This window comes from Flavobacterium sp. 102, assembly GCF_003634615.1.
Taxonomy (GTDB): domain Bacteria; phylum Bacteroidota; class Bacteroidia; order Flavobacteriales; family Flavobacteriaceae; genus Flavobacterium.
In genome coordinates, this window is record NZ_RBKX01000001.1 from 1,746,130 (window position 1) to 1,764,849 (window position 18,720).

The 18,720-nt window shown below is 35.3% G+C and carries 19 protein-coding genes; 18 read left to right on the forward strand and 1 reads right to left on the reverse strand.

Features of this window, described 5'->3' with window-relative positions:
* Positions 1 to 2: 2 nt before the first annotated feature.
* The 15 genes from C8C84_RS07500 to C8C84_RS07570 all read left to right on the forward strand — a co-directional run bounded on the left by C8C84_RS07500 (position 3) and on the right by C8C84_RS07570 (position 14,928).
* Entirely contained in the window at positions 3 to 911 is a 909-nt protein-coding gene (locus tag C8C84_RS07500; RefSeq protein WP_121312940.1) for a hypothetical protein, read from the forward strand.
* Positions 912 to 1,023: 112 nt separating this feature from the next.
* Positions 1,024 to 1,251, forward strand: coding sequence for an acyl carrier protein (locus C8C84_RS07505; protein WP_121312941.1), 228 nt, complete (start codon positions 1,024 to 1,026; stop codon positions 1,249 to 1,251).
* 37 nt (positions 1,252 to 1,288) lie between these two features.
* Positions 1,289 to 2,032, forward strand: coding sequence for an SDR family NAD(P)-dependent oxidoreductase (locus C8C84_RS07510; protein ID WP_121312942.1), 744 nt, complete (start codon positions 1,289 to 1,291; stop codon positions 2,030 to 2,032).
* A gap of 3 nt (positions 2,033 to 2,035) precedes the next feature.
* Positions 2,036 to 2,668 carry a NeuD/PglB/VioB family sugar acetyltransferase gene (locus C8C84_RS07515; protein WP_121312943.1) on the forward strand — a complete coding sequence of 211 codons (633 nt, stop codon included), beginning with the start codon at positions 2,036 to 2,038 and terminating at the stop codon, positions 2,666 to 2,668.
* An 18-nt stretch (positions 2,669 to 2,686) separates the two neighbouring features.
* On the forward strand, positions 2,687 to 3,670 hold the full coding sequence (locus C8C84_RS07520; protein WP_121312944.1) for a 3-oxoacyl-[acyl-carrier-protein] synthase III C-terminal domain-containing protein: 984 nt from the start codon (positions 2,687 to 2,689) through the stop codon (positions 3,668 to 3,670).
* A 3-nt stretch (positions 3,671 to 3,673) separates the two neighbouring features.
* The gene (locus tag C8C84_RS07525) at positions 3,674 to 4,747 is read left to right on the forward strand and encodes a 3-oxoacyl-ACP synthase III family protein (protein ID WP_121312945.1); all 1,074 of its coding nucleotides are present in this window, start codon (positions 3,674 to 3,676) and stop codon (positions 4,745 to 4,747) included.
* A gap of 90 nt (positions 4,748 to 4,837) precedes the next feature.
* Positions 4,838 to 5,077, forward strand: a complete 240-nt coding sequence (locus C8C84_RS07530) for an acyl carrier protein (protein ID WP_121312946.1) — start codon at positions 4,838 to 4,840, stop codon at positions 5,075 to 5,077.
* Between the two features lie 10 nt (positions 5,078 to 5,087).
* The gene (locus C8C84_RS07535) at positions 5,088 to 5,843 is read left to right on the forward strand and encodes an SDR family NAD(P)-dependent oxidoreductase (RefSeq protein WP_121312947.1); all 756 of its coding nucleotides are present in this window, start codon (positions 5,088 to 5,090) and stop codon (positions 5,841 to 5,843) included.
* Positions 5,844 to 5,854: 11 nt separating this feature from the next.
* Positions 5,855 to 7,246 carry an AMP-binding protein gene (locus tag C8C84_RS07540; RefSeq protein ID WP_121312948.1) on the forward strand — a complete coding sequence of 464 codons (1,392 nt, stop codon included), beginning with the start codon at positions 5,855 to 5,857 and terminating at the stop codon, positions 7,244 to 7,246.
* A 32-nt stretch (positions 7,247 to 7,278) separates the two neighbouring features.
* Entirely contained in the window at positions 7,279 to 7,899 is a 621-nt protein-coding gene (locus tag C8C84_RS07545) for an MBL fold metallo-hydrolase (RefSeq protein WP_147406824.1), read from the forward strand.
* A 45-nt stretch (positions 7,900 to 7,944) separates the two neighbouring features.
* Positions 7,945 to 8,547 (forward strand): sugar transferase, encoded by a 603-nt coding sequence (locus tag C8C84_RS07550; protein ID WP_121312950.1) that lies wholly within the window; start codon positions 7,945 to 7,947, stop codon positions 8,545 to 8,547.
* A gap of 25 nt (positions 8,548 to 8,572) precedes the next feature.
* Positions 8,573 to 9,727: a DegT/DnrJ/EryC1/StrS aminotransferase family protein gene (locus tag C8C84_RS07555; protein WP_121312951.1), complete on the forward strand. Its 1,155-nt coding sequence runs from the start codon at positions 8,573 to 8,575 to the stop codon at positions 9,725 to 9,727.
* Positions 9,728 to 9,763: 36 nt separating this feature from the next.
* On the forward strand, positions 9,764 to 11,710 hold the full coding sequence (locus C8C84_RS07560) for a nucleoside-diphosphate sugar epimerase/dehydratase (RefSeq protein WP_121312952.1): 1,947 nt from the start codon (positions 9,764 to 9,766) through the stop codon (positions 11,708 to 11,710).
* A 55-nt stretch (positions 11,711 to 11,765) separates the two neighbouring features.
* Positions 11,766 to 12,539, forward strand: coding sequence for a polysaccharide biosynthesis/export family protein (locus C8C84_RS07565; RefSeq protein WP_121315005.1), 774 nt, complete (start codon positions 11,766 to 11,768; stop codon positions 12,537 to 12,539).
* 1 nt (position 12,540) lies between these two features.
* A complete protein-coding gene (locus tag C8C84_RS07570; protein ID WP_121312953.1) occupies positions 12,541 to 14,928 on the forward strand; it encodes a polysaccharide biosynthesis tyrosine autokinase in 2,388 nt (795 codons plus the stop codon).
* Here the strand turns inward: C8C84_RS07570 and C8C84_RS07575 are convergent.
* Positions 14,911 to 15,648: a tyrosine-protein phosphatase gene (locus tag C8C84_RS07575; protein WP_121312954.1), complete on the reverse strand. Its 738-nt coding sequence runs from the start codon at positions 15,646 to 15,648 to the stop codon at positions 14,911 to 14,913. The two genes, C8C84_RS07570 and C8C84_RS07575, sit on opposite strands and share 18 nt — an antisense overlap.
* A gap of 159 nt (positions 15,649 to 15,807) precedes the next feature.
* Between C8C84_RS07575 and C8C84_RS07580 the strand changes: the two genes are divergently transcribed.
* Genes C8C84_RS07580 through C8C84_RS07590 form a run of 3 tightly spaced genes read left to right on the forward strand, consistent with a single transcriptional unit; the run spans position 15,808 to position 18,719 of the window.
* A complete protein-coding gene (locus C8C84_RS07580; protein ID WP_121312955.1) occupies positions 15,808 to 16,677 on the forward strand; it encodes an ABC transporter permease in 870 nt (289 codons plus the stop codon).
* A 1-nt stretch (position 16,678) separates the two neighbouring features.
* Positions 16,679 to 17,944 (forward strand): ABC transporter ATP-binding protein, encoded by a 1,266-nt coding sequence (locus C8C84_RS07585; RefSeq protein WP_121312956.1) that lies wholly within the window; start codon positions 16,679 to 16,681, stop codon positions 17,942 to 17,944.
* 10 nt (positions 17,945 to 17,954) lie between these two features.
* Positions 17,955 to 18,719, forward strand: coding sequence for an FkbM family methyltransferase (locus C8C84_RS07590; protein ID WP_121312957.1), 765 nt, complete (start codon positions 17,955 to 17,957; stop codon positions 18,717 to 18,719).
* The last annotated feature ends 1 nt before the right edge of the window (position 18,720 follow it).

Below are 18,720 nucleotides of genomic sequence, written 5' to 3' on the forward strand. Positions count from 1 at the left end.
AGATGAAAAGAGAAAAAAGGATTTCAATTCTAAAAAAAGCACTATTGTTTGTGATTGTATTAGTTACTATTGATGTGTGTTCCGGTTTTATTTTTGACTCATTGTATTCAAATTCTAAATCGGGAGTTGCTTATCAAGAGAATCAAGTATTCAATAAAACAAATGATAGTATCTTGATTTTCGGATCTTCAAGAGCTGCGTTTCATTACAAACCGGATATTATTTCAGAAAGAACCGGTCTGACTTGTTATAATGCCGGGAGAGAAGGTATGGGGATTTATTTTCACTATGCCGCACTTTTAGCAACCTTAGAGCGATACAGCCCTAAAGTAGTCGTTTTGGATTTAGACTTTAGAGATGTTTATGATAGAGGCGGCAATTTTGGTGAAGATGTTTTTAGTGATTTAGCGCCTTTCTACGGAAAAGTTAATGCAGAATTTGATAATTACATCAGTAGAAACTGGTATGATGGTATTTTTTACCGTTCCAATTTACTCAAATACAATAAGAAATTTTTTAATATACTTACGGCCAATGTTGTTAAAAACAATGATAACTTCAAAGGATATATCCCACTAAAAGGAGAATGGAATGGAGAAGACAAGGTATTGAAAAATGATACTTTTACCATTGGACCTGAGTTGATTAAAACAATAAATCTATTTATCACTAAAGCCCAATCAAAAAATATTAAAGTTATTTTGGTGATTTCACCAACGTTCAAAAAAATAAAACCGGAGTTTTTTACTATTGCCAATGAAATAGCTGCCCAAAACAAAGTCAAGTTGGTTGATTATTCTACTGCAGAAGAGTTTGTAAGTCAAAAAACTCTTTTTCATGATTCGGAACATTTAAACGACAAAGGAGCTTTACTGTTCTCCAAAGAAGTGGCAAATCAAATCAAACCTTGAGAATGACAATTTCAAAAGACTTTTAGGAATTATATTAATTGTAGTATTCCTTTTTTTTACTTTTGAATGATAATTTTTATACCTAGTTTAGCAACATAAAATAAGAGAACAAATGGAAAAAGAACTTTTTGAACAATTGGAAGATATTTTAGAATTGGATCCTGGAACTGTAACACTTACAGACACTTTTAGAGATTATGATAACTGGGATTCTATGGCTAATCTTTCGGTTATTGCCATGCTTGATGACTCTTTTGGCGTTCACATTGCCTCGCAAGATTTTAAAAATCTGATTACAGTAGGTGATTTGGCTGAAGAAGTTAAAAAAAGAATGGCCTAAAGATTTATTCATTTGATGGTAATACTTCAATGATAGTATGAATTCACTTTTTAGTTTAAATAATAAAACAATTTTGGTTACCGGTGCTTCCTCGGGCATCGGTCGTTCTGTTTCCGAAATGTTAGCCCATCAAGGCGCAACCGTAATCATGACTGCCAGAAATGAAGAGCGTTTACAAATCACATTACAATCATTACCCAAAGGAAACCACCAATATTTTTCAACTGATTTAACGTCTGATGAAGCTATTAAGGAATTAGTAGCCCAATTGCCGGCTTTGGATGGCATCATATTAAATGCCGGTATGGTCAAAACTGTTCCGGTACAATTTATCAAACGGGATGACTTGGATTATATGTTTGATTTGATGCTGCACAGCTCTATTTTGTTACTCCAACAACTTTTAAAAAGTAAAAAGCTTAAACCCGAAGCCTCGGTATGTTTTATCTCTTCGGTAGCTTCTCAAAAAATAACCATAGGTAATGCTATTTACAGTGCTGCAAAAGGCGCTTTGAATTCGTTTACCAAATCTTTAGCGTTAGAAGTAGCGCCAAAGCAAATTAGGGTTAATGCGATTTTACCGGGTATGGTGCAAACAGCCATTTTAGAATCCGGTACCATTTCTGAGGAACAATTGCAAGCCCATTTAAAAAATTACCCTTTAGGTCGATTTGGTCAACCTGAAGATATTGCCGGTTTAACCGTTTATTTGATGGCCGACGTTTCCAAATGGATGACCGGAAGCCTTCTGACTTTAGACGGCGGCTACACCTTGAAATAAATTATGAGAAACTTAGTAATAATTGGAGCCAGTGGTTTTGCCAGAGAAATGTACGATTTGGCCTTGGCTTGTTATGGCAATCAATCCGATTTCAGCATTAAAGGATTTTTAAGTGACAATCCATCCAATATTGAAGAATTAGGCTATCCGCCGGTTTTGAATACCGTAACCGATTATGAGCCTGTTGATGGCGATGTTTTTTTCTGCGCCATAGGAAACTTGTACCACAGAAGAAAAACAGTCGAAATCATTTTGTCGAAAGGCGGGAAATTTATCAATCTGATTCACCCGACAGCCATTGTTTCTCCCAGTGTAAAATTGGGAATAGGAATAGGCATCAAATCATTTTGTGTTTTAGCCAGTGATGTTACCGTTGAAGATTTTACTTTTTTGCAAAGTTCTGTAATTATGGGACATGACGTTCATATTGGACGCTTTTGTCAAGTGAATTCGTTTTCATTTTTTGCCGGTTATGTTCGTGTACACGATATGGTTTCCATCAATGCAGGTGTCAGAATTATACAAAATATAGTGGTCGAAGAAGAAGCGGTTGTCGGTATTGGCAGCGTAGTTTTGCGTCGTGTGAAAAAAAATACTACCGTCTTCGGAAATCCTGCCAAACGAATAGTAATGTAGGTTAATAAACCCTTAAATATGTCTTTTTACCATTTTAATAACGTCAAAATTTCAGGTATAGCCTCAGCTATTCCAAAGCAAGCACGTTCGGTAGATTTGCAAACAGCTTCAGATTTAGGTTATGCCGCTGCTACCAATTTATTGGAAACCAAAAGCATAGACCGAACCCAGCTGGGATTCATCATTTTTCTGACCAAAACACCCGATTACAGAAGTCCGGCGTCCGCTATAGTGTTGCAACACCGTTTGCAACTTCCGAAGGATTGTTTGGCTTATGATATCAACTTGGGTGCGGTTGGCTTTATCGCCGGATTACAATTGGGCTGTTCTTTGTTAAATGGTTTAAATGCCACAAAAGGATTGGTGATTATAGGCGATACTAACAGCAAGCAGATAGCCGAAAAAGATCCGCTTTTTTACCATTTTGGAGATGCAGCAACGGCTATTCTTTTAGAAAAAGAGAAAGCTACACCAATTCATATTCAGTCATTTTCACGAGGGGATGCCTACGAGACTTACATAATTCCCGGTGGTGCTTTTAGAACTAATGAAAAGCGAGAAAGTTATGACTTGTCAAGCCTTCCGACTGCCGGAACGTTTAACCAATTGAACTACGACAAACAAAGAATGCATCAATTCTTTGCTGAAAAAATACCAAGTGATTTGACCGATTTTATGGTTAAATCTAATGGACAAATTTCCTCTTATGATGTGTTGGCTTTCCAACAATCTAATGCAGAAATGAATCTGGAAATTATTAAAAACGCAGGTTTTGATCAATCTCAATTACAATCCAATTTTAAAAATTTTGCCGATTGCTCCGGTTCCTCGATACCCTTATTGATTTCGGGTATCAATGAGAAAAAAAGAATTTTAGCTTGTGCTTATGGCGAAGGATTGTCTTGGGGTTTTGCCGATTTTTATTTGGAAGAAAATACGGTTTTACCCTTAATTGAAACCGATGACTATTTTGCAGAAGGTTTTGTAACTCATGAAATTTAAGCTATGCTGACAGGACAATTTCAAAATATTAAAATAGCAGGCTTATCAGTAGCAGTACCAATGGATAAAGTTCCCGTTGAGCTTTTTTATGATGTTTTCGGTGAAGAGAATGTGGTGAAATTTAAGGAAATGACCGGAGTTCATTCGGTTTCGAGAGCAAAGCCTAAACAAACAGCTTCCGATTTAGGTTATGAAGCCGCGGAAGATGTTTTGAATAAATCTGAACTTTCTAAAAAAGATATCGGGATTCTAATTTTCGTAAGTCAAAAACCGGATTATCGTGTCCCTTCGACTGCTTTTGTACTTCACAAACGTCTCGGGCTTTCCGAAAATTGTTTGTGCTTTGATTTAAATTTGGCCTGTTCCGGATTTATTTTCGGTTTGCAAACGATACTTTCCTTGTTGGAGAATTCGAGTTCAAAAGCCGCTTTGCTCATTACCGGCGATACTTCGGTGAAAACATTGTCGCCTCATGACCGAACAATGGTCATGCTTTTTGGCGATAGCGGTTCGGCCACTTTACTGGAAAAAACGACGGTTCCAACGCCAATCAAGTTGGCTTTTCGTACTGATGGCGATCGCTTTAAAAGTATTATTACACCTTCAGGCGCTTACCGAAATCGTTACGCACCAAAGGAGCGCGTGGCTTGGAGTGACGGTATTTTGCGTTCTGATTATGATACCCACATGAAAGGGATGGATGTTTTTGGTTTTTCGATTACTGATGTGCCTTTGTTGATGAAAGACTTCCTGACTGTTCAAGAAAAAACGCCCGAAGACTATGATTACTTCATTCTGCATCAGGCCAATAATTATATTTTGAAGCAGTTGTCTCGAAAATTGAAAATTCAGACCGAGAAAATTCCGGTTTCGTTAGATCGTTTCGGGAACAACAGTAGTAACTCGATTCCGTTAGTATTAGCAGATCATTTCGGATTAAAAAAGCAAGGGAATATTAAGATATTTATCTGTGGTTTTGGTGCAGGTTTGTCATTGGCTTGCGGTGATTTGACCATTGATACGGCTGTCATTAATCCATTAATTGAAACCGATTCTTACTATAAAGAAGCCTATTGATTTTGAGATGGCCGTTTGTTTTATAGGTAAAAACGGCTTACTTTTACCACTTAATTTATTTTAATAATACAGCCTAACAGATATACAAAAATGAATGTCTTAGAAAATTACAATTCTGTTTTTAGTTCCGTTTTTAATGTTGATGAATCGGTGTTGAGTGATGATTTCAGCGCTACCAGTGTTGATAATTGGGATTCTATTACCCAATTGAGTTTGGTTACCGCCATGGAAGATACTTTTGATATTATGCTCGATCCGGAAGATATTTTGAACTTTAAATCGTATGCAGTTGGTAAAGAAATTGTCGCCAAATATGGTGTAAACTTCTAAAACTATTTTTATGAAGAGCAATAGAATTTTGGAAGGCAAAATTTGCTTAGTGACAGGAACCAATCGCGGCATCGGGAAATCGATTGTGGAAAGATACGCCGAAGAAGGTGCTATTGTTTTTGCGAATGCCCGAAAAGAAGCTTCCTTAGACGATTGGGCAAAAGACTGTTCGGAAAAATACAGCACGACTGTAATTCCGCTCTATTTTGATGTCACTGATGCTATTGCTTGTAAAACCGCAATTCTGAAAATAAAATCGGATTATGGTCGTATCGATGTTTTAGTTAACAATGCGGGAATGGTTACCTATGAATTGTTACCAATGATTGATTTTGACAAATTGAGAACGATGTTTGATATCAATGTCATTGCGATGATTCAGTTGGTACAGCTCGCTTCTCGTGTGATGTCGCGTCAAAAAAGCGGCTCGATCATTAACATGTCGAGCATCGTTGGTGTGCAAGGTGTTAAAGGTCAGTTAGGTTATTCTGCTACTAAAGGTGCTGTGATTTCATTGACAAAATCGGCTGCGAAAGAACTGATAGAACACAATATTCGTGTCAATGCCATTGCTCCGGGAATGGTTGGCACCGAAAGATTTACCCAAGTTTTTGAAGAAAAATTTAAAGATAAAATTTCCAATATAGGAATAGGAAGATTAGCTGAACCTAACGAGATTGCAGATGTTTGCGTGTTTTTGGCTTCAGACCTTTCCACTTATGTAACCGGTCAAATCATTGGAGTTGACGGTTCGACTTCATTTTAAATACAAAGCCTATGCTTCTCCAAGCAGCGTTTATCAAGGACAATACTACCGCATTTATAGATGTTGACGGAAATACATTATCCTACAAAGCATTGTCTGATTTTTCGATGGTCTTCTTTGAGCAAATCAATAAGCGCACGTTAATTTTTATTTTTTCAGAAAATACTTTTGGTTCAGTAGCTGGTTATGTTGCAGCTTTAGAAACTAAAATTGTCCCGCTTTTGCTTCATGCCGGAACGGATAAAGCGTTAAGAGAGGAACTAATTAATAAATACAAACCTGAATACTTTTGGCTGCCTGAATCAATGGCTGCCGAATTTAATCATGAAGTTGTTTTCAGTGCCTTTGGTTATGTTTTGCTGAAAAGCGGTTTACAACCACCAATTTTGCATGAAGACTTATCGTTATTGTTGCCTACTTCTGGTTCTACCGGCAGTCCTAAATTGGTGCGTCACAGTTATAAAAATATAGAAGCCAACGCCCGGAATGTCGGGAAAGTTTTTGATATCAGTAGCCATGACAGAGCTTTAGCCGTTTTACCGATGTATTATACTATGGGTCTTTCAGTGATTACAAGTTATTTGTATGGTGGAGCTACCATTTTACTATTTAACGGAAGTTTGACTGATGGGGTATTTTGGAAATTTTTGAAAGAACAAAAAACCACCATTTTGACCGGTGTTCCCTATAGTTTTGAAATTCTTTCCAAGTTGCGATTTACCCGTATGGATTTGCCCGATTTAAAAATTGTATCGCAAGGTGGTGGAAAATTGAACGCGAGTCTGTTTAACGATTTTGCCGAATATGCAGAACGAACCGGCAAAATGTTTATTGCCACTTATGGACAAACAGAAGGAACGGCAAGAATGGCTTACCTTCCGGCAGCGTTTGCCAAGACTAAAATTGGAAGTATCGGAAAAGCAATTCCGAACGGAAAATTATTTTTGATTGACGATAATGGAAACGAAATTTCGGAAGCAGATGTTCCCGGAGAAATGGTTTACAGTGGGCCAAATGTGACTTTAGGCTATGCCTACACCGGAGAAGATTTGCAAAAAGGCGATGAGCGTCAAGGTATTTTACCAACGGGTGATATCGCTATTCAAGACCAAGACGGTTTTTTCTACATTGTTGGCAGAATAAGCCGATTCCTCAAGTTGTATGGAGTCAGAATAGGTTTGGATGAAGTGGAACAGCTTATTTTTCAGGAATTTGGTGTAGAAAATATTTGCACCGGCACAGATGAAAAAATGAAAATATATGTCACGGATGAGACTGTAGTAGCAGCCGTTGCTTCTTTTGTCATTCAGAAGACAGGTTTGTACCATCAAGCATTCGAAGTATTATTCATCCCTGAAATCCCTAGAAATGATGTTGGTAAAATCATTTATAACTTTGACTAGACAACCATTCTTATTTCTTGAACACAATTTTTATGAAAATTCACCAGTATATCAATCCACACAGACTCTCCAATACCTATGTTTTGGATTTGGCTGCCGGTAAAGTTGTTTTAATTGATGTTGGTAATTTTGATACCAAACCTTTCACCGCATGGTTGAAGCAAGAAAAAAAAGAGTTGACCCATGTGATTTTAACCCATGAACATGCCGATCATTGTTGTGGAATTGATGCTTTGGCTGAGGCATATTCGTTTGAGTTAATTTGTACTTCAAAGTGTGAAGAAAATATCAGAAACTGTCGTCAAAATTTTTCCTATTATTTAGAAGAAATTGATACCTTCGAAGTCAAACACAGCAAGGTAGCCATTGTGAAAGATTACGAAGTAAAAAACATAGCCGGTCAGTCGTTTACCTTTATAGAAACTCCGGGTCATAGTCCCGGTGGAATGTGTGTTTTATTGGGAGATATTTTGTTTACAGGTGATACTATTTTAAACGGAGTAAAATCGCCACTCACTTTTCCACACAGTAGCCGAAAAGATTATCAGTATTCGATGGAGAAACTGAAAGGAAATTTGAAGAAAGGAATGACAATATATCCGGGACACGATCGCTTTTTTTTATTCGAAAGCTTTGAATCGCTGTCTGTTTAAATAGAATATATTACTGAGATGAATATTAGTTATATTTAATAAAAAATGTACAAACTTTTAGTAAAGCCGGTATTCGATTTTTTGATTTCCTTACTAGGTCTTATATTGTTGTTTCCGTTTTTGTTGCTTTTTACAATCTTATTATTTTTTGCCAATAATGGGAAGCCGTTTTTTTTTCAATTGCGTCCCGGTAAAAAAGGGAAGACCTTTAAGATTGTTAAGTTTAAAACCATGAATGACAAAAAAGACATTGAAGGTAAATTGCTTCCTGATGCACAAAGGTTAACGGCAGTCGGGAGTTTTGTTCGCAAGACCTCAATTGACGAATTACCTCAATTAATCAATGTCTTGAAAGGCGATATGAGTTTAATCGGACCAAGACCTTTGTTGACGACTTATTTACATTTGTATGACGATTTTCAAAACCGAAGACACGAAATCAAACCCGGAATCACCGGTTGGGCACAAGTCAATGGTAGAAATGCTATTTCATGGAAAAAAAAATTTGAATATGATGTTTGGTATGTAGACAATATGTCTTTGTCTGTTGATCTGAAAATTTTATTCAAAACTATTTTAAAAGTATTCAAAAGAGACGGTATTAATGCTGCTAATGCTGCCACTACGGAGCCATTCAGTGGAAAATAAATTTAAATATTAAGCAAAAATAACAATGATACAATCAAAAATTTGGCTTTCTTCTCCGCACATGGGAGGTAATGAACAAAAATTTGTCAAAGAGGCCTTTGATACCAATTGGGTTGCTCCTTTAGGTCCAAATGTTAACGGATTTGAGCAGGATTTAGAAAATTTTTTAAATGATGATGTTCATGTTGCCGCTTTGAGTTCGGGAACTGCGGCGATACATTTGGGTTTAATTTTACTAGGTGTTCAGGCAGGTGATGAGGTTATTTGTCAAAGCTTTACTTTTTCGGCTTCTGCAAATCCTATTCTTTACTTAGCGGCTACTCCTGTTTTTATAGATAGCGAAAAAGAGACTTGGAATTTATGTCCCATTGCTTTAGAAAAAGCTATTGTTGACCGAATCGCCAAAGGGAAAAAGCCAAAAGCTATTATTGGGGTCCATCTTTATGGAATGCCTTTTAAAATTGATGAAGTTAGAGCGGTAGCACAACAATATGGAATTCCTATTTTGGAAGACAGTGCCGAAGCTTTAGGAAGCAGTTATAAAGGTAAAAGATGTGGTACGTTTGGGGATATATCTGTATTGTCTTTTAATGGCAATAAAATCATAACGACTTCTGGTGGCGGTGCTTTGGTGACTCATACTGCTAAGCAAAAAGATAAAGCCGTTTTTCTTTCGACTCAAGCCCGGGACAATGCGCCTCACTATCAGCATAGCGAAGTAGGTTATAATTATCGTATGAGTAATATATCTGCCGGTATTGGAAGAGGGCAAATGGAAGTATTGGAAAATCATGTCAATTTAAGACGTAAGATGCATGATTTTTATCAAGCGTATTTTGCTGATAAAAACGGAGTAACTGTTTTTAGTGAACCCAATGCTGATTATTATTCAAACCATTGGTTAACCAGTATTACAATTAATCCTATAATTACCGGTAAAAGCAGAGAGGATTTAAGGTTGTTTTTAGAGGAACACAATATAGAGTCAAGACCATTGTGGAAACCCATGCATTTACAGCCGATTTTTGCCCAATACCCTTATTATGGGACAAATGTTTCGGAGACTTTATTTGATGAAGGACTGTGTTTGCCTTCAGGATCAAATTTGTCCGATGCCGATAGGTTGCGATTAGAAAAAACACTTGATGATTTTTTTAATAATTTACTAACTAAATGTTAAAATTAGTTTAATTTTGAACCATTGACCACATGACGCATGAATAAAACTATTTTTAAAGAATTGGAGCGTAGCATATTTAACAAAAAATTTCAGAATATAGGTTACTTACCTCGCTGGATTATTTTTGCTATTGATGTTTTTATCGTTTCTGTAGCTTGTATTATTACTACAGTTATTATCAACACCCTTTCGGTAGTTTATAAGAGTTCTTTGGATGTCATTTCGCTCAATCTTATCATTGTTTTGGTCAATGCGGTTTTCTTTATGGTTTACAGAACCTATTCGGGTATCATAAGGCATTCCACATTTATAGATGGTATTAAATTATTGGTAGCAACTACTTCTTCTTATTTTATATTGCTTTTCGTCAATATCGGTTACTATTTTCTGACCAACAAAAAATTGTTTTTATCAACAGGTCTGTTTATCACTTTTGTGATTTCATTTTTGTTGTTGTTTCTATTCAGGATATTGGTAAAAAACATTTTTGAAAAGTATTTGCAAAGTGATGATAAAAGAAAGTTGATTAAAGCAGTCATCTATGGTGCCGATGCCAATGCCATTTCTGTTGCCAATGCGCTTAAAACAGAAAAGCCTTCTCGGTTTAATTTGGTTGCTTTTATAGATAAATACAAGCAAACTAAAACGTCTAAGAGTATATTAGACTTGCCGATAGTCAATCAGTCTAGAGATATCCATGTTATTTTGCGAAGTGTAGGTGCTGAGGCCTTAATTATTGCCGAGAAGAGTCTTACCAAAGAGGAAACCGTTGCTATAGTTGAGGAATGTTTGGAATACAATTTTAAGGTATTTACGGTGCCTTTAATTACAGACTGGGAAGATCAAAAGCAGATTTCCAATCAACTTAAAAACTTTGATATTGAAGACTTATTACATCGAAAACCAATAGTTTTAGACAGTAAAACCATTTCTTCTCAAATCAATGGAAAAACGGTTTTAATAACCGGAGGCGCCGGATCTATTGGCAGCGAGATAGTTAGGCAAGTCATTCATTTTTCACCCTATAAAATCATTATCCTAGATCAGGCAGAATCTCCACTTCATAATTTGCAACTAGAAGTTTCTGAAATTTCTAATAAAGTAAGAATACGAACTGTATTGGCCGATGTTAAAAATTTTGAAGAAATGGAATATGTCTTCCTAACCTATAAACCCGATTATGTATACCATGCTGCGGCCTACAAGCATGTTCCTTTGATGGAGGAAAATCCGGCACAAGCTATTTTTACCAATGTGATAGGAACTAAAAATCTTGCCGATTTGTCGAGTAAATATAAGGTTGAAAAATTTGTGCTTATTTCTACAGATAAAGCGGTAAATCCAAGTAGTGTAATGGGTGCCAGCAAGCGTATTGCTGAGAAATATGTTCAGTCGTTGAACTTTCATTTGTTGGAAAGCCAGAAAAACAATGTCACTAAATTTATTACAACCCGATTTGGTAATGTCTTAGGTTCTAATGGTTCTATAGTTCCATTATTCACCAAACAAATTCAGGAAGGCGGGCCATTGACCATAACACACCCAGAAATTATTAGGTACTTTATGACCATTCCAGAAGCTTGTCAGCTTGTATTAGAAGCAGGTGCTATGGGGAATGGTGGTGAAATTTATATTTTTGATATGGGTGAGCCGGTAAAGATTATTGATTTGGCTAAAAAAATGATCAGATTGGCTGGTTTTGTGCCTGATAATGAGATTAAAATCAAGATTATAGGCTTAAGGCCAGGCGAAAAATTATATGAAGAACTACTCAATGATGCTTCAAAAACATTGCCTACACACAACGAAAAAATCATGATAGGACAAGATAATTTAGATAATTTTGAAGATGTTAATTTGCTTATTTCTACCTTAATCCAAACTGCAAAAAAATCTTCAAGTGCTGAAATTGTTGGGTTGATGAAGAAAATTGTACCCGAATTTAAAAGTATGAACTCGGTATTTGAGACCCTTGATAATTAGTTTTGATTCTAATCAATCATAAATTATGCTATATTTACAACCCAAAACTTACCCTATGAATTTTAAATTTATAACAAAATCAGCTTTTTTATTGATTTCATTGGTATTGTTGTTTTCCTGTGCTTCTAGAAAAGACATTGCTTACCTTCAAAATGTAGATTCTCTTCAAAACAGCAAGGAAGCATTAAATTACGAGCCAAAATTACAAAAAGATGATATGTTAAGCATTATAGTTTCAGCCGATCAGCCAGAACTGACGATTCCATTTAACATGCCTCAAATACAAGGTAATTATCAAATTAACGAAAACCAAGATGGAATTAAAACTTATTTGATAGATGCTTATGGGTTTATTGAGTTTCCGGTAGTTGGTAAAATAAAATTAGCCGGACTTAGTCGCTCTGAAGCGGTTACTAAACTCCAAACATCTATAAAAGAATACATTACCAATCCGACAATTAATTTAAGGATTTTAAATTATAAAGTATCTGTTTTAGGAGAAGTGCTTAAACCGGGAACTATTAGGATTAACAGCGAGAGAATAACTCTTTTAGAAGCTATAAGTCAGGCCGGTGATTTGACTATTTATGGTAAAAGAGATAATATACTTGTCATCAGAGAATCAGACGGAAAAATGACTTATAATCGTATAGACATTACCAACGCTGATTTTATTAACTCTCCTTTTTATTATCTTTCTCAAAACGATGTTGTTTTAGTAGAACCTAATAAAACCAAGATGAACTCTTCAGTAATTGGTCCTAATGTTACCACTATAATATCAGCTTTATCGCTTTTAGGAACCATTTTAATCATTCTTACCCGATAATATGCAAGATCAATCTTCCTTTAGACATGCACACAAAGACGACAGTCTTGACCTCAGAGAACAGTTTGATAAGTATTTCAAGTATTGGCCTTGGTTTATTATTTCAGTGATTGTTTGCGTTGGGGTTTCTTTTTTGTATTTGAGATATACTGTGCCACTTTACCAAGCGAGTGCTACTATTTTAGTAAAAGATGAAAAGAAAGGGAGTTTAGAATCTGAATTATCTGCTTTTGCTGATTTGGGATTGATGAAAGGTATGAAAAGCAATGTCGATAATGAAATTGAAATTATAAAGTCGAGATCTATTGTTAAAACTGCGGTTAAGAAACTTAATTTTAATATTTACTATTATACCGAAGGTAGGGTTAAAGTAAAAGAACTCTATGAAGACAGACCTATAGATGTTTCTTTTTTTGAGTCGGATGATACTTTTTACACCAAAAGACAATCCTATGTAATCAATTCAAAGACGGAAAGCACTTTTGAATTGCAAACTACCGAAGGAAAGCCAATTAATGTTTTTAAGTATGGTTCAACCATAAGATTAAGCAACTGTAAGATGGTTGTAATCAAAAGAATGTTATCGTCTAAGTTAAATAATCAGGATTTCTCTGTGACGGTAAGTGTTAATAACATTGACAACGTTGTTCAGGGATATAAGAGCAGGCTGACTATTGCTCCTTTAAACGATAAATCGAGTGTTGTTGAGTTAACGTTAAATGATCCGGTTGCTAAAAAAGCCGAAGACTTACTTAATACCATTATTGCCATCTATAATCAAGATGCTATTGATGATAAGAATTATATTTCCAGAAATACCCAAAAGTTTATTGATGAACGACTACAGTTTATCACTAAAGAGCTTGGAGATGTTGAAAAAGAAGGAGAAAGTTATATGACTTCTAACAGATTGACCAACATTGCTTCTGATGCAGATTTGTTTATTCAAAATTCAGTCGATTTTGAAAAGGCTTTAATAGAAACCGAAACACAAATCAAAGTTGTATCGAGTATGTTGGATTATCTTAACGGCTCTTCACAAGACGATATCATACCTAGTAATCTTATTCCTTCAGACAAAAATGGCAGCAATAGCAATGCCGCCGATTTAATTAACCAATATAATGGTTTTGTAATCGAGAGAAACAGAATTGTTAACGGAGGTGGTACGCCCAAAAATAGTGTCGTAATCAATTTAAACAATAGAATTGATGATATGCGAAAAAGCGTTAAGGAGAGCCTGAATCGCTTGATTGCTTCTCTTAAAATTAGAAGGTCGGATTTACAAGCGCAGGATAATATGCTAAGCGGAAAAATTTCAGAAATTCCTAAGCAAACCAGAGAACTTAATGTCATTGGTAGACAACAAAAAATAAAAGAATCATTATATCTTTATTTGCTTCAAAAGAGAGAAGAAGTAGGTATTTCACTCGCGGTAACTTCACCAAAAGCCAAATTGATTGATGAGGCTAAATTCAAAAATGCCCCAATATTTCCTAAATCCAATATTATTTTATTGATTGGGTTTACTTTAGGTTTGCTCATTCCGTTTTTAATAATTTACTTAATTGATTTATTCGATACCAAAGTTAAAAACAGACAAGATATAGAGAACAACACCATAATTCCTTTTTTGGGTGATATCCCAAAATCAGATACGGAAGATGAAATTATCAGTGCATCCAGCCGTTCGAGTTCGGCTGAGGCCATTAGGATTGTGAGAACCAATTTGGAATTCATGTTGAATTCTGTTCCTGAAAATAGGGCTAAAACTATTTTTGTTACTTCAACTATGCCTAAAGAAGGGAAAACTTTCGTGGCTATTAATCTTGCCAGTACTATAGCGCTAACCGGAAGAAAGGTTTTACTTATAGGGCTTGATATTAGAAATCCGAAAATAGATAAGTATCTGAATGTTCCTGCTAAAGGGCTTACCAATTATATTGTTAAATCGGGACAAAAAATTGATGATTTTATCACCAAACTTGATGCGTTTGAAAATTTACATGTGTTACCTTCAGGGGTTATTCCGCCCAATCCTGCGGATTTGCTTTTGAGTCCTAAAGTGGATGAAATGTTCGAGACTTTGAAGCAACAATATGATTACATAGTGGTTGATACCGCTCCGGTAAGTTTGGTTACCGATACCTTGTTGGTTGCGAAACACGCAGATGCTTTTGTCTACATTGTCAGAGCAAATTATCTTGACAAACGATTGTTAAAAATTGCTGATAGTTTTTATCAGGAAAAGAAATTGCCTAATATGGCTATTCTACTTAACGATACCATTTGGAGAAAAACTTACGGCTATGGTTACGGTTACGGTTATGGCTATGGAACTGAAGAAGAAAGAAAATCTTGGAAAGGTAAGTTATTTAAGAAAAAATAAATTATTATGGATTGCCTTCTCTAATTGGGGAAGGCTTTTTAATTTTACTTTGTTCTTAAAGGCATTTACGTGATTTTGATGGTGAATATCACTTCCGACAAAATCGAAGTAGTCATTGGTTAACAACTTTTCAGTCACCAATCTTACATTTTTGCCGTAATAATCAACAGTTGATAAGAGGTTTAGCTGAAATAAACAACCTGCTTTTTTTAGTTTGCTGTATTCCTTGAAATTTTCATGGTAAAATTGATAACGTTCCGGATGAGCCAAAATAGGTTTGTAACCTGCTAATTGAATTTCAAATATGATATCGTATAACTGGATTGGCGGACTCAAATAGGACATTTCTACTAAGATATAGTTGTCTTTTATTGTCAGTAATTTTTCTGTGCCTAGTCTTTTCACGAAACTATCGTCCATCATGTATTCCACAGCCACATTAAAAGAGGCTATTTCACATTTTTCTTGAACAGCATTTGAGATTTCTTGGTGTTTTTCTGTAATCGAACTTTCGCTGTTGTTCCATACACTTTCAATGATATGAGGTGTCGTGATGATGTTTTTGAAGCCTATTTCATTCATTTGATTGATTAAAGAAATACTGTTTTCAAGACTAGTGGCTCCATCATCTATTCCCGGAAGTAAATGCGAATGAATATCAATGTGATTGTTTGGGATTAAATCACATAAAATAGGTTTTTGTTTGAAAAGGTGAATCAAAATGAAGTATTTAACTTCGTAAAATTAATCAAATTATAGTCGGTTTTGTCAATTTTAATGAATTAGAAAATAAAACAACCCAAATCTTTCCATGGGGTTTGCTAATTTATATATTTGCAATTACTAGTTAAAACAGAACATTGTTTAAAAAAAGAATAAATGAAAAACGATAATCAGTCTCAAGATTGGGATTTAGTAATTAAAGGGCATACTTCGCTTTTTGATATTAAATTCAGAGATCTTTGGCATTATAGAGATTTGTTATTGATGTTTGTTAAGCGAGACTTTGTTAGTTTTTACAAGCAAACTATATTAGGCCCGTTGTGGTTTTTTATTCAACCTATTTTTACAACCTTAGTTTTTACCTTTGTTTTTGGGAATCTTGCCGGAATCAGCTCAGACGGTTTGCCACAACAATTGTTTTATTTGGCCGGAATTACCTCATGGAATTATTTTTCTGATTGCTTAACTAAAACCAGTACTGTTTTTAGAGACAATGCCAATATTTTTGGTAAAGTATACTTTCCAAGATTAATCATGCCGTTGAGTATAGTAGTCAGTAACTTGGTGCGTTTTGGCGTTCAATTACTATTGTTGTTTGTGCTGATGGGTTATTTTTATCTCAATCCGGAAGAAGGAACTGATTTTCACATTAGTAATGGGATATTGTTGTTCCCCTTTTTAGTCATTTTAATGGCACTTTTGGGATTGGGCTTAGGGCTTATTATTACTGCGGTGACTACAAAGTATAAAGATTTAACGTTCTTGGTTACCTTTGGTGTGCAATTGTTAATGTATTCCACTACCGTGATTTATCCGTTGAGTTATGCCAAAGAAAAAGGATATGGTGATATCGTAGCCTTAAATCCAATGACAGGTATTATTGAAGCCTTTCGCTTTGCTTTTTTAGGAAAAGGAGAATTTACGATTTCCAGTATTGGGTATTCGACTATAGTTACATTGGTCATCCTTTTTCTGGGTATTATTATTTTTAATAAAACCGAAAAGAATTTCGTAGACACTATCTAGTATGAGCCAAACTGTTATACAAGTTAAAGATTTATCCAAAGCCTATCAAATAGGGCAAATTGGAACCGGAACCATTTCAAGGGATATCGAGCGGTTTTGGTTAACCAAAGTGATGGGTAAAGAAGATCCTTTTTTAAAAATTGGGGAAACCAATGACAGAAGTATTAAAGGGATTAGTGATATCGTTTGGTCATTAAGAGATATAAATTTCCAAATCAACCAAGGCGATGCCGTCGGTATAATAGGGAAAAATGGTGCCGGAAAAAGTACTTTACTAAAACTGTTGTCCCGAGTGACCAGTCCGACTACGGGCGAAATCAAAATCAAAGGAAGAATTGCCAGTCTGCTTGAAGTAGGAACCGGTTTTCATCCCGAGTTGTCAGGAAGAGAAAACATTTATTTGAACGGCGCTATTCTCGGAATGCGCAAAAAAGAAATCACTCGCAAACTTGATGAAATTATCGACTTTTCTGGAGTTGAAAGGTATATTGATACTCCGGTGAAAAGGTATTCTTCGGGGATGTATGTGCGTTTGGCATTTGCTGTAGCCGCACATCTTGAAAGTGAAATTCTGATTGTTGATGAAGTACTTGCAGTAGGTGATGCCGAGTTTCAGAAGAAATGTTTGGGTAAAATGGGCGACATCAGTAAAGGACAAGGAAGAACCGTGTTGTTTGTGAGTCATAATATGGCAGCAGTAAAGAGTTTATGTCAAAGAGGCATTGTTTTGGAAAACGGTTTGGTTATAAAAGATGATACGGTAGAAAATGCAGTAGCTACTTATCTTACCGGTAATTTCGGAATACAAAACCATAAAATATTCAGTAGTGAATATGATAAACAAGATTTTACACTGCACGAGTTAGGCGTAAATCCAGTAGGAAAAACACCAAATGCCATATTGGATGAATATCAAAGTATAGAGTTCAATATGTTGTTTACGTTAAAACACAGCGCTAAGAATTTGCATGTGACTTATGTTTTAAATAATGAATACGGAGAAACTTTATTTACCTTTTCACACAGTAACAGCGGATCAAAACTAAAACAAGGGTTGAATAAAATTAATTGTAAATTACCGGAAGGGTTTCTAAATATTGGGTCTTATTATTTGACTTTTTATGTTATAGAGAATTCCAAAACCACTTTATTTGTAGAAAAGGACATTCTAACCTTTACCATTCAAGAAGGAGAAAGACCTATTGGCTCATGGATGGGCAAAGAACCCGGATTTATAAAACCAAAATTTCAATGGACTATTGAATAAATAAAACAGTATGATCAAGAAAATAGTTAGAAAATTAATCTTAAAACGCGGATTTGAGGTCAAGAAAGTCAGTACCCATTCAAAGCTTTCTGATGTCAATAGTAAAGATTTTCTTTTGCATAATTTTTACAATATTTTAAAATCGTTCCATTTTTATCCCAAACATATTGTTGATGTTGGAGCTAATCACGGCGCGTGGACCAGAGAAACTTTGAATTATTTTCCCGATGCTGTCTATACTTTAGTGGAACCGCAATATTGGTTACAAAGTTCGCTTCAAGATATTTTAGACCGCAAAAGTAATGTTAGCTTTTATCCTTTTGGAGCCGGCGAACAATCTGGTTCGTTTGAATTTACTATTTTGGACAGAGATGACAGTTGTTCGTTTCAATATTCAAAAGAGCAAGCAGCAGAAATGGGTTTAAAGCAAATTACATTACCCATTATTACTTTAAACGAATTGCTTTCAGATAACAAGTTACCCATTCCGGATATCATTAAAATAGATGCAGAAGGATTGGATATTGAAGTTTTAAAAGGAGCGAGTAATTATCTTGGAAAAACCGAGATTATCATGGTTGAAGCCAGTGTTGTTAATAAATTATATGACAACAGTTTTCTTAAAATAGTTAACTTTATGGATGAGAAAGGCTACCGTCTTTTTGAAATAACAGATTTAAATCGACCTTTTAATCTTAAAGTTTTGTGGTTGGTTGAAATAGTTTTTGTTTTAAAGAACGGCGTCATCGACAATCAAGTTATACCTAAAGTTTAAA

Coding starts and splice junctions, on each gene's coding strand:
- C8C84_RS07535 (WP_121312947.1), top strand. CDS start 5,088: ATGAAGAGCAATAGAATTTTGGAAGGCAAAATTTGCTTAGTGACAGGA.
- C8C84_RS07570 (WP_121312953.1), top strand. CDS start 12,541: ATGCAAGATCAATCTTCCTTTAGACATGCACACAAAGACGACAGTCTT.
- C8C84_RS07530 (WP_121312946.1), top strand. CDS start 4,838: ATGAATGTCTTAGAAAATTACAATTCTGTTTTTAGTTCCGTTTTTAAT.
- C8C84_RS07545 (WP_147406824.1), top strand. CDS start 7,279: ATGAAAATTCACCAGTATATCAATCCACACAGACTCTCCAATACCTAT.
- C8C84_RS07580 (WP_121312955.1), top strand. CDS start 15,808: ATGAAAAACGATAATCAGTCTCAAGATTGGGATTTAGTAATTAAAGGG.
- C8C84_RS07500 (WP_121312940.1), top strand. CDS start 3: ATGAAAAGAGAAAAAAGGATTTCAATTCTAAAAAAAGCACTATTGTTT.
- C8C84_RS07590 (WP_121312957.1), top strand. CDS start 17,955: ATGATCAAGAAAATAGTTAGAAAATTAATCTTAAAACGCGGATTTGAG.
- C8C84_RS07540 (WP_121312948.1), top strand. CDS start 5,855: ATGCTTCTCCAAGCAGCGTTTATCAAGGACAATACTACCGCATTTATA.
- C8C84_RS07555 (WP_121312951.1), top strand. CDS start 8,573: ATGATACAATCAAAAATTTGGCTTTCTTCTCCGCACATGGGAGGTAAT.
- C8C84_RS07550 (WP_121312950.1), top strand. CDS start 7,945: ATGTACAAACTTTTAGTAAAGCCGGTATTCGATTTTTTGATTTCCTTA.
- C8C84_RS07565 (WP_121315005.1), top strand. CDS start 11,766: ATGAATTTTAAATTTATAACAAAATCAGCTTTTTTATTGATTTCATTG.
- C8C84_RS07525 (WP_121312945.1), top strand. CDS start 3,674: ATGCTGACAGGACAATTTCAAAATATTAAAATAGCAGGCTTATCAGTA.
- C8C84_RS07585 (WP_121312956.1), top strand. CDS start 16,679: ATGAGCCAAACTGTTATACAAGTTAAAGATTTATCCAAAGCCTATCAA.
- C8C84_RS07560 (WP_121312952.1), top strand. CDS start 9,764: ATGAATAAAACTATTTTTAAAGAATTGGAGCGTAGCATATTTAACAAA.
- C8C84_RS07510 (WP_121312942.1), top strand. CDS start 1,289: ATGAATTCACTTTTTAGTTTAAATAATAAAACAATTTTGGTTACCGGT.
- C8C84_RS07505 (WP_121312941.1), top strand. CDS start 1,024: ATGGAAAAAGAACTTTTTGAACAATTGGAAGATATTTTAGAATTGGAT.
- C8C84_RS07515 (WP_121312943.1), top strand. CDS start 2,036: ATGAGAAACTTAGTAATAATTGGAGCCAGTGGTTTTGCCAGAGAAATG.
- C8C84_RS07520 (WP_121312944.1), top strand. CDS start 2,687: ATGTCTTTTTACCATTTTAATAACGTCAAAATTTCAGGTATAGCCTCA.